Raw genomic sequence first — 7562 nt, 5'->3', positions numbered from 1 at the left:
TTTCACATCTAAATATTAAAATATAGCTATCAAAAAAGAGTCAACCTATTTCAGTATAATACAAACAATCGATTTGAAAATTAACTCGTAGAACGAAACTTCAAACTGGTTGAATGTATTTTTTAAGTCTATTTCAAGTACGTTTTGAAAAAGTAGCAACGCAGAGTTTGAAAGTTTTTTTGTCTCAAAATCTAGTTATTTTCTTGTTGAGAAATATCTTGAAAATGAAAAACGTAACCGCGTAATTTTGAAAGTCTATTCTTCTTCTGAAAACTTTAAATAGAGGAAAGTTTCTAAAAAGTAGCAACGCTGAATTTGTCAAAAATCTCTCAAATAAAATTCCCTAGTTACTTGAAAGATTCTAAGAACTCAAATATTTGAAACAGTAAAGTAGCTGAATTTATAGTAGCTATGTGAAAAGAAGAAGAAACTCGTTTTGAAGCTGTAGCTGCGTTTTGAATAAAACTAAAGAAAGTCTAAATTCCAGAAAAATGCATCTAGTGGAAAATCACGAAAAGGTAACAGCGTATAGCGTTAATTTGGGAAACTTCTATTAAAATTGAAGTTTCTTTTTTTTAATTAAAATTGTTTTGAGTTTGATAATTGTATATTTTTAATCCCAAACTAATGCTATACAAACCCGTTACCTGCAAGCTAAAGGAAATGCTAAATTACGATAAATTATACATGATTGGAGAAACACATTCCAATCGACCATTTAGGGGAGAAATTGAGAATTCTGACTTAGCTGAACCTGAAATCTCTCGCGGAGAAAAAGAGAATCTTGAAGTTATTCCTGTCAAACACTCGATGGGTGGAAAATCTCTTTATGACATTATTTGGACTACTAATGCTTTCCCTCTTATTGTAAGTGAAAGAACAATCGAATTATTCAAATCTAACGGAATATCAGGTTGGAAAACTTATAACGTTGAAATATACTCAAAAAAGAATGAGTTTATTAAGCAAAAATACTATGGGTTGATTATAACTGGACGTTGTGGTTATCGGGACTACTCGAAGAGCTCAATAGTAATGAATAAAATCGGAATCACAATGGAACCTCATTCCAAAGGTTTTTATTTTAAAGATAATTATTGGGATGGTTCAGACTTGTTTATGTGTAACCCCGATGAAAACGGTAACTCTAATATGTTTAGATTTTGCACTCAAAAAGTAGCTGATTTATTTAAGAAAGAAAAAATAAAGAACATATCTCTTGAAAAAACAACTGACTTCTATATGTCAATTTCACTGTACAATATTGAACTTACCAAGGAACAGAAATTAGAAATAGAAAAATTAAAAGCCAGCAGGTAACAACAAATAAGTTCGATTTTTGGCTTTGTTTCTAACATTCAGTTCACTACTTTTAAACTAAGTTGGTCACGGCTGATAGTTTCACTCCTATCCTACCAAAAATCCAACTTATTAAACCCGTTGGCAAATATTTTCGAGCGAGATTTTTTGAAATATTTTTTTTGTAAATTTGCTGTATGAGCAAAAAAGAAGACATCCAAAGTTATTTATCTAATCTTAAAAATAGATTAAAAAATGAACTTCCTAGAATTTCAGAGGAGATTCGTGTCTATGAAGAAAAACTTGCTGAAGGAAAATTAAATCCTAACCCTACACCAGGACCACAATTTAATGGATAAACCAAAATTATTAGTAATTGCTGGTTGTAATGGTTCTGGAAAATCTTCTTTCTCGAAAGCTTTCACAGAAGGAAAAACAAAGCCTTATGATTATGATAAAATTTATAAGGAAAAGTATGAATCTCTAATAGACACTGAGTTTAGAGATAGAATGGCTCATAATCTTGCTAGAAAAGATTTAGAAAACACCATAAAATCTTCTATTAAAAACAGAACTGATTTCTGTTATGAAACAAACTTCAACTCTACTCCAATATATTGGCCTGAGATTTTTAAGTCGGAAAATTATAGAATAGAATTAGTTTTCTTTTGCTTAGATTCTATTGAAAAAGCAAAAGAAAGAGTTCGTATTAGATTTGAAAATGGTGGCCATTTTGTACCTGATAATGAAGTAAAAGAAAGGTACAGACTTGGATATAAACACTTAAATGAAAATTGGAAGTTTTTTGACTCTGTTACTCTTTTTGAAACAAGTAAATACAATGACACTCCTAGTCACTTGTTTACAATTGAAGAAGAACAATTTATATTAAAAAATGATTTCCCTAAATATCTTGAGAAATTTATCCCTAGCATAAAAGAGCTAAACAAAAAACATTAGCCAACAACACATAAAAACAATTTGGGGCTTGGTTCTTACCCCTTTCTTCCTTACTTTTAAACAAACATCGAATCAGCACGCTCGAAAAGGCTCTGCCCTTTTCTCCCAAACAGATTCTTATACCAAACCGTTGCCCACAATTATGAAAAACCCTTTTGAAAGAGATGATTATAAGTTTGGTGCTGAAAGTTTTTTAATTATGTTTTTAAATCAATACCAATTTATATTAGGTTCTGATTTAGAAAATTACATCAATAATGACAACTTGTTTAATGAAAAAGAAAACCCCTGCAATATCTATTTCATATTAAGAAGACCTAAAGTAACCATCAACCCTGAATCAGTAGTAATTAAAGGACAAGAAGTAAGTTTCGAACTTATTATTCATAATAAAGATCAAAAGGAGATTATACTAATGGGCTTGAAATTCCCAGAAGCAAAATCCACATTAGTATTTAATAGTCAATACCCATATAACCTATTTTCTTTTTCAGATGGAAAAGATTTTTTATTTGTTGCTAGACCAGGTTCGTTAATTGATTATGATATTGCAGAAAATGAATATGACATTCCTAGTTTAGATTATGAAATAATGTATATCGGACAATCTTATGGAAAAGATGGCAAACGTACAGCATTAACTAGGTTATCCTCACACGAAACATTACAAAAAATTTACACCCATACTTCCAGTGAACATCCTAATTCAGATATCTGGATTATGCTAACTAATTTTTCACAAAAAAGTATGTTAATGACTACAGGAGCAGATTTCCTTAAACCTAATCAAGAAAACGAATTAGATGAGTATCAAAAAGTAAGTCATTTTTTCAAAAATAATGGTCTCTATTTTTCAGAGAAACAAAAAATAAATTTTACAGAGGCTGCTTTAATAAAATACTTTAAACCTAAATATAATATTGAATTTAAAGATAGTTTTCCTAATCCTAAACACAAGTCATATTCTGAATGCTATAAACTAAATGTTAGAGCAATTACAATTGAAATAAATACAGATGAAATGAAAAGGAAAATTTACACTAAGAGTTCAGAAAAAAAAGTTAAGCATATGAAAATGTTTGAGTTTAATTCCGATGAAGATAGAATTAGCTTACTTGGAATGAATGACCTATAAAAACTGTGGGCAACAACGCATAAAAACAATTTGGGGCTTGGTTTCTAATCCAATGTTCTGTACTTTTAACTAAGTCGAATCAGCACGCTCGAAAAGGCTCTGCCCTTTTCTCCCAAACTGATTCTTATGTAAACCCGTTGGCTAAAATTATAAAAATGAAAAAGATATTATTGATTGGAATTATCGCTGGAATTTTTTCAGGATGTAAAACAGTCAAAACAACAACGAATAACATCATCAATGAAGAATTAGGATACTACCCGCTAAAAACGGGGAATTATTGGATCCATAAATACTTTGATTCTAACAATACGCAAACAATTAAAGTAGTTGACAAGAATATTGAAATAAATGGTAAACATTATTTTAAAATTGAAAGAAAATATTCTTGGAATAAAAAAAGTGTTGACTACTCTAGAAATGAAAAAGGAACGAATTATTCTTACGATGACAAGACAAAAGGAGAATCAATAAATATTCCGAATAATTTAGAAGTTGGTTTTACATGGTTACAATTTGACAAGAGTTGGAAATATGAGATAATCAGCACTAATGCGAAAATAGAGACTCCTATAGGAAAATATGAAAACCTATTATTAATTGAAGCATCCCAACTGACTAATAGAGATAAGTATAAACGAAGTAAATATCAATTGTTTTTCAAGAGAGGTGTAGGAAAAATCGCTGCTAAGGGAAATGGAAAATTAATGACTTATTTAACAAAATATAATGTCCAATAAACTTTAGCCAACAATCAATAAGTTCGATTTTTGGCTTTGTTTCTAACATCCAGTTCACTAATTTTAAACTAAGTTGGTCACGGCCGATAGTTTCGCTGCTAATCAACCAAAAATCCAACTTATTAAACCCGTTAGCTTTAAGCAAAAACAAAAAATATGAAAGAAGAAAATATAGAAACTCATGAATTTTTACCTAGTGGTATTTGGGAAGGTTTTTATTGTTATAACAATTCTCCCGTACAACATAAAATGAGCATTAGATTAAAATTTATTGAAAACAAAGTATCGGGAAATGGTGTTGATGATGTAGCTCCTTTTACATGGAGCGGTAAATATGACTTGAACAATTTTAAGATTAACAAAACAAAACTTTATTCTACTCATCAAATTGAATATTATGGTGATATTGACGAAAATGGAATATGGGGAATTTGGAAAAATGTTAAAGACCTCTCTAATTTAGACCCTGAATTAGTAGAGATTGTATTAAACTCATTCCAAAATGAAATTAAAGGAGGTTTTCATATATGGCCTAAAAAAAGGTCAAATATTGCTAAGGAAATAGAACAAAGCGAAGAAGTTGAAAGTTCTAAGAAACTAGAAGAAATTTACATCGAATACTTTACATAAAAATAACATGTTTTTCTAAATTCTAAAGCATTAACTATTTTACTGAATACTGTACTTGAATCAATTATGAAATGAGTAAAATATTCGAGAAATAGAAATTCAATTATAACAACGTGAAATAATCATTACTGTAAGATTGAAAAATATTTTTTTATTCAGAATTAAATAGCCTAAAGCTAACAACAAATAAGTTCGATTTTTGGCTTTGTTTCTAACATTCAGTTCACTACTTTTAAACAAAGTTGGTCACGGCCGATAGTTTCGCTGCTATCTAACCAAAAATCCAACTTATTAAACCCGTTGTAAACAATTAAAACCCAAAATTATGAATAAACATCTTTTCTTATTAGTATTTGTTTTTTTAATCTTTAATAACAAAGTAAAAGCTCAAAATACTGATATGACAATCGGATTTAAAGCTGGTACTAACTACTCATCTTATACACCGAAATATATAATTTCTGGAATTGAAGGTGTACGCTATGACAGAAAATTTGGTTTCTATCTCGGTGGCTTCGTGAATTTTGAAATATCAGATGACTTTAAAATTCAACCTGAACTAATTTTTGCGGTGCAAGGTGCAAAATTTGTAAATGAAAATATTGAATTGATTGATACTAATGGCTTCAGCTCAAGAGTTGACTTTGAATCAAATATTAATGAATCTACAATTATAATCCCTATAGTTGCAAAATATTTTGTTAGTGAAAGTTTTTATCTTGAAGGTGGTCCACAATTTGGGTACATAATAAATCGCAAAGAAAACATTACTAAAGACCCATTTGAGGACATTTCAGGCACACCGACTGAACCAATGGATTTTGATTATGACAAATTTGACTTCGGACTAACGTTTGGAGTTGGTTATAATTTTTCAGAGAAAATTAGTCTAAATACAAGATACTTTTTTGGATTAATTGAACGAAATAATACTATTAAATCGTCCGTTTTTAATTTGGGATTAGAATATAAGATATAACTGTTTACAACAATGGCTATAAGTAATTGCTTGTTCTCGCCTACTTCTGAAAATCCTGCGGAATTTCCAACTTGGTGTGTACTTGCTAAGTTAAGTGCTAACCCACGCAACTACTCATAGCCGAGACCGTTGGCTTCAAGCGCGATTCTAATCCTGCCGATACATTTCTCTGAAACATAATTCAAAAATCTTTAAAGTAATCTTGAATGAAAAGTAGCTGCGTGAATGATTTTCAGTAGTAACGTTGAAATGAAAACGTAATTACGCGAATTGAAATCGTAGCAACGCTAAAAAGTCATTAATTGAAAGTTTGTCTCAGCTTGAAAAATTTAATCTCTGAAAGAATTTTAAGAAAGTAGTTTCGTTGAAAAATTATCTAAAATTTGAAAAGTTTGAAACAGTAGCTCTTCTGAATTGAAAGTAGTTCTGCTTGAAATATTCGTAGCACCGCTGAAAGGAAATCGTAACTGCGTGAATTGAATCAGTAACAACGCTGACCTGAAAGTAGCTACGTGATTTTGAAATCGGAAAACTTACGAACAAAACGTTTACAGTAGGATTGAATCGCCATAAGCCAACAATAAATAAGCTAAATTTTGGGCTTTGTTCTAAACTTAAAGTTCACTACTTTTAAACAAGCTTTGTTTTGTCTGATAGACCTCTACCCTATCAACCCAAAACTTAGCTTATAAAACCCGTTGGCAAACATAAAGAAGATTTCCAATATAAAATTAAACACTAAACTTATTAACACTTATCAATAAATGTGTTAAAAAGTTTAAATTTAAATATCATATAAAATTGCGAACTTGTAGTTTATAAATTTAATACCAAAAAAAGAAAAACTATGGGAATTAAACCAGGACCTAAAAGAACTGCAAAATCTACTGGAAAACCAGACAGACGTCAAAGAGATAATAAAAGTACACCTGGAAATACTCCATCATTGAAACCTCACAAACATAAAAAAGGAGACTAATAGAAAATTATGAGAAATAGAATTTGGGCAGAACTAACTCAATCAAAACATAACATTGAATTTACTTCAATGTATTCTGACCGACAAAGATTTATTTTGAGAATTTTTAATATTGGAGTTCTTACATTTTCTTCAGCTGGAGTTATGGGGTGGAAAATTTGGGGAAATTTACCACTAATTTCCTGTGTAATAATTGCTGCAATTTCATTAATGAGATTATTACAACCTCATTTAATAATGAATGAAAAACAATTAAAAAACCTTGATGATATTCATCGGTTTTATGCAGACTATTATAATAGGATTGAAAAATTATGGTATGAATTTGATTCTAACCGAATAGATGAAGGACAAGCCACAAAAGCGTTTTTTAAGCTTAAAGATTTAGAAACTAATATTAATCCTTTAATAGCAGAGACAATTAGAAGTAAACCAAAAAGACTTGTGAAAAAATGCAAGAAAAATTCAGACGAATATTTTAATCAAGTATTTAACATATAAATATATTATGGCAAAACAAACAAATAACAGACCACAAGGAAGACCTACGAATAATCCGAATAATGCTCCTAAACCGAAAAGTAATAATAGTATGCCTCGCTATCAGGCACCACCACCTCCACCACCGAAAAAGAAAGATTAAAATTACGATTTGCCAACACCGGCTAAACTTCATGCGGGTTTTGTGCTTGCTTCAAAGTTTTGTGTATATTTACTAGGTCGCCAAATCTTGTTGATTTGGCTTTGTGATAACCAAAGAAACAAATCCAAACAAAAAGCTTCGGCTTAGTCCGTGTTCGAAAATCTTGTCGATTTTCAATCCCGCACAAAGCCTAGCCA

The 7562-nt window shown here is 30.2% G+C and carries 9 protein-coding genes; all 9 read left to right on the top strand.

Annotated elements, in window-relative coordinates; genetic code table 11:
* The first annotated feature begins 687 nt into the window (after positions 1-687).
* The 9 genes from FS85_RS0100740 to FS85_RS0100695 all read left to right on the top strand — a co-directional run bounded on the left by FS85_RS0100740 (position 688) and on the right by FS85_RS0100695 (position 7223).
* Positions 688-1320, top strand: coding sequence for a hypothetical protein (locus tag FS85_RS0100740; RefSeq protein WP_139062115.1), 633 nt, complete (start codon positions 688-690; stop codon positions 1318-1320).
* A gap of 176 nt (positions 1321-1496) precedes the next feature.
* Positions 1497-1658, top strand: coding sequence for a hypothetical protein (locus FS85_RS16660; RefSeq protein ID WP_160162373.1), 162 nt, complete (start codon positions 1497-1499; stop codon positions 1656-1658).
* Positions 1651-2259 carry a zeta toxin family protein gene (locus FS85_RS0100730; protein WP_010134025.1) on the top strand — a complete coding sequence of 203 codons (609 nt, stop codon included), beginning with the start codon at positions 1651-1653 and terminating at the stop codon, positions 2257-2259. The genes FS85_RS16660 and FS85_RS0100730 overlap by 8 nt, the downstream gene beginning before the upstream one ends.
* 142 nt (positions 2260-2401) lie before the next feature.
* Positions 2402-3394 (top strand): hypothetical protein, encoded by a 993-nt coding sequence (locus FS85_RS0100725; RefSeq protein ID WP_010134023.1) that lies wholly within the window; start codon positions 2402-2404, stop codon positions 3392-3394.
* Between the two features lie 155 nt (positions 3395-3549).
* Complete coding sequence (locus FS85_RS0100720) at positions 3550-4134, top strand: hypothetical protein (protein ID WP_010134022.1); 585 nt, start codon at positions 3550-3552, stop codon at positions 4132-4134.
* A 156-nt stretch (positions 4135-4290) separates the two neighbouring features.
* Positions 4291-4764 carry a hypothetical protein gene (locus tag FS85_RS16010; RefSeq protein WP_010134021.1) on the top strand — a complete coding sequence of 158 codons (474 nt, stop codon included), beginning with the start codon at positions 4291-4293 and terminating at the stop codon, positions 4762-4764.
* A 325-nt stretch (positions 4765-5089) separates the two neighbouring features.
* Positions 5090-5743, top strand: coding sequence for a porin family protein (locus tag FS85_RS0100705; RefSeq protein ID WP_010134020.1), 654 nt, complete (start codon positions 5090-5092; stop codon positions 5741-5743).
* 847 nt (positions 5744-6590) lie between these two features.
* On the top strand, positions 6591-6722 hold the full coding sequence (locus FS85_RS16920; protein WP_010134019.1) for a hypothetical protein: 132 nt from the start codon (positions 6591-6593) through the stop codon (positions 6720-6722).
* Between the two features lie 9 nt (positions 6723-6731).
* The gene (locus tag FS85_RS0100695) at positions 6732-7223 is read left to right on the top strand and encodes a hypothetical protein (RefSeq protein ID WP_010134018.1); all 492 of its coding nucleotides are present in this window, start codon (positions 6732-6734) and stop codon (positions 7221-7223) included.
* Positions 7224-7562 lie beyond the last annotated feature (339 nt).

This window comes from Ochrovirga pacifica (genome assembly GCF_000220525.1).
GTDB lineage: Bacteria > Bacteroidota > Bacteroidia > Flavobacteriales > Flavobacteriaceae > Ochrovirga > Ochrovirga pacifica.
This window is presented reverse-complemented; position numbering and strand designations above follow the sequence as displayed.